At 67.6% G+C, this 2,323-nt stretch carries 3 protein-coding genes; 1 reads left to right on the top strand and 2 read right to left on the bottom strand.

Features of this window, described 5'->3' with window-relative positions:
* The coding region (locus FNH08_RS48925) for an ATP-binding protein (RefSeq protein WP_152778375.1) at nucleotides 1-433 on the bottom strand (433 nt) is incomplete at its 3' end.
* Nucleotides 434-693: 260 nt separating this feature from the next.
* Entirely contained in the window at nucleotides 694-1,062 is a 369-nt protein-coding gene (locus FNH08_RS48930) for an STAS domain-containing protein (protein ID WP_152778377.1), read from the bottom strand.
* 245 nt (nucleotides 1,063-1,307) lie between these two features.
* On the opposite strand from FNH08_RS48930, the gene FNH08_RS48935 reads away from it, so the two are divergent.
* Entirely contained in the window at nucleotides 1,308-2,210 is a 903-nt protein-coding gene (locus FNH08_RS48935; protein ID WP_152778379.1) for an RNA polymerase sigma factor SigF, read from the top strand.
* The last annotated feature ends 113 nt before the right edge of the window (nucleotides 2,211-2,323 follow it).

Below are 2,323 nucleotides of genomic sequence, written 5' to 3' on the forward strand. Positions count from 1 at the left end.
GCGGGGTACGAGGCGCGGGCTGCCCCGCCCCCCGGTCGGAGACCTCGATGCGGAGCACCTTGTTGTCGCAGGCGATCCACAGCTCGTCGGGCCCCTCGGCGTGCAGACACGCGTTGGTGACGAGTTCGGAGACGACCAGCAGGACATCCTCCGCCGCGGCCCGCTGGTCGGCGGTCGCGGCGGGCAACCAGCCCCACGCGTGCAACGCCTGGCGGGTGAAGTCGCGGGCGAGCGGTACGACCCCGCTCTCGCCCTCGAAACTCATTCTGCGTGTCTGCCCCCCGATGGCAGTCGCGGAGGCGGGCGCGGTTTCGGGCACACCTTCCGCGATCGCACCCTCTCGGGACGCGCCCCCTCCGGACGCCCCGGAAGCGCCGCCGGCGCCCGGTTCCGGGCCGCGGTCGCCCGGCGAGTAAGGCCGGGTGGTGCTCATCAGCGCTTCACCTCACCGATTCACCAGTTCACGATTCAAGACTCAGTACGTGGATCCGGAGATCCCCCCGGATCCCCGCGGCGCACCCGCCGTTTTGGCTGCCGACATATTCAGGATGTCTCCTGCCCGACCGAACCGTGAGAACACCCACTTATTCGGCACGGAACATGTGACAGGAGTAACGCGCCGCTCACACAGGGGCAGTCGGACTGCCATCGCGAGCGGTCCGGCCGGTCAGGGCCGGGGAGTGAGCGACGGGGCTAGCCGCCCAGCGCGGCTTCGAGCGTCTCGTGGACGGTGAAGACGGCGTCGGCCCCTGTGATCTCGAACACCCTGGCCACCACCGGCTGCATACCCGCCAGATGAACCCCGCCGCCGGCCGCCTCCGCCTTCAGCCGGGTCCCCAGCAGGACGTTGAGCCCGGTGGAATCACAGAACTCCAGGCGTGAGCAGTCGACAACCAGACGCGCGAACCCTTTGTCGATGCATTCGTCCAATGGGTCACGCAACAGATCGGCGGTGTGGTGATCCAACTCACCCGCGGGGGTCACGACGGCGCTGGCGCCCTCTTCCCGCACTTCGACAAGAAGCCGGCCCGACTGTGCGCTGCCGAGCGTCCCGCGGTCCATGCCGTCCCTCTCCCGACCGTCGTGGCTGTTGACTCGACCTCGAACACTACGCCTTCCTCACGCGCTCCGACAGCCGAACAATCGCCTAGAAGTGGACATTTCGCCATGGAACGCACTTGCGGTGGAGTCGCGAAAACGGGTAGGGCTAGTAGGGACACAACCAACACGGCCGGCTTTGGAGGCGCCGCACACCGCAGTGCACGTATGGGCATCGGCGGCCATATGCCGAGAACGATGGAGGACACATGTCACCCCGGCTCGACGCATCGCATACCCAGAGGGCGACGTCGACACACCCTCTGGAAGACGCTCAGGACGAGCTCACCCACGAACTCCCCGACGGGCTCGAGGGACTTCCGGAGATTCCCCCGTACGACGAGGTGGGGCCGGTAGACGCACGGGCCCTGTCCAAGACTCTCTTCGAGCGGCTCGAATCCCTCGAGGAGGGCACGCACGAGTACTCGTACGTACGCAACACCCTCGTCGAACTGAACCTCGCGCTCGTGAAGTTCGCCGCCTCCCGGTTCCGCTCCCGCAGCGAACCGATGGAGGACATCATCCAGGTCGGCACGATCGGCCTCATCAAGGCGATCGACCGTTTCGAACTCAGCCGTGGCGTCGAGTTCCCCACCTTCGCGATGCCGACCATCATCGGCGAGATCAAGCGCTTCTTCCGCGACACGAGCTGGTCGGTGCGCGTCCCCCGCCGACTGCAGGAGCTGCGCCTCGACCTGGCGAAGGCCGGTGACGAACTCGCCCAGAAGCTCGATCGTGCTCCGACAGTGGGAGAGCTGGCGGAGCGCCTGGGCCTCTCCAACGACGAGGTCGTCGAAGGCATGGCGGCGTCGAACGCGTACACCGCCTCGTCACTGGACGCGCAGCCGGAGGAGGACGACTCCGAGGGCGCGCTGGCGGACCGGATCGGTTACGAGGACCACGGGCTCGAAGGCATCGAGTACGTCGAGTCGTTGAAGCCGCTGATCGCCGAACTCCCGCCGCGCGACCGGAAGATCCTGTCCCTGCGGTTCGTCGCCGGAATGACGCAGTCCGAAATCGGGGACGAACTCGGCATCTCCCAGATGCACGTGTCCCGGCTCCTGTCGCGAACGCTCGTGCGCCTGCGGAGGGGTCTGACCGTAGAGGAGTGACCTGGGGCGACCCGGGTTCGACGCCCGGTGTTCCGGCTTCGGCCGGGCACCGGGCGTTCGCCGTTCGGGAGTCAACCGCCCCTTCCCCGGGCGCCCTTACCCTCAGACACCCC

The sequence above is a fragment of the Streptomyces spongiae genome, from assembly GCF_009377185.1.
GTDB classification, from domain to species: Bacteria; Actinomycetota; Actinomycetes; order Streptomycetales; family Streptomycetaceae; genus Streptomyces; species Streptomyces spongiae.

Coding starts and splice junctions, on each gene's coding strand:
- FNH08_RS48930 (WP_152778377.1), bottom strand. CDS start 1,062: ATGGACCGCGGGACGCTCGGCAGCGCACAGTCGGGCCGGCTTCTTGTC.
- FNH08_RS48935 (WP_152778379.1), top strand. CDS start 1,308: ATGTCACCCCGGCTCGACGCATCGCATACCCAGAGGGCGACGTCGACA.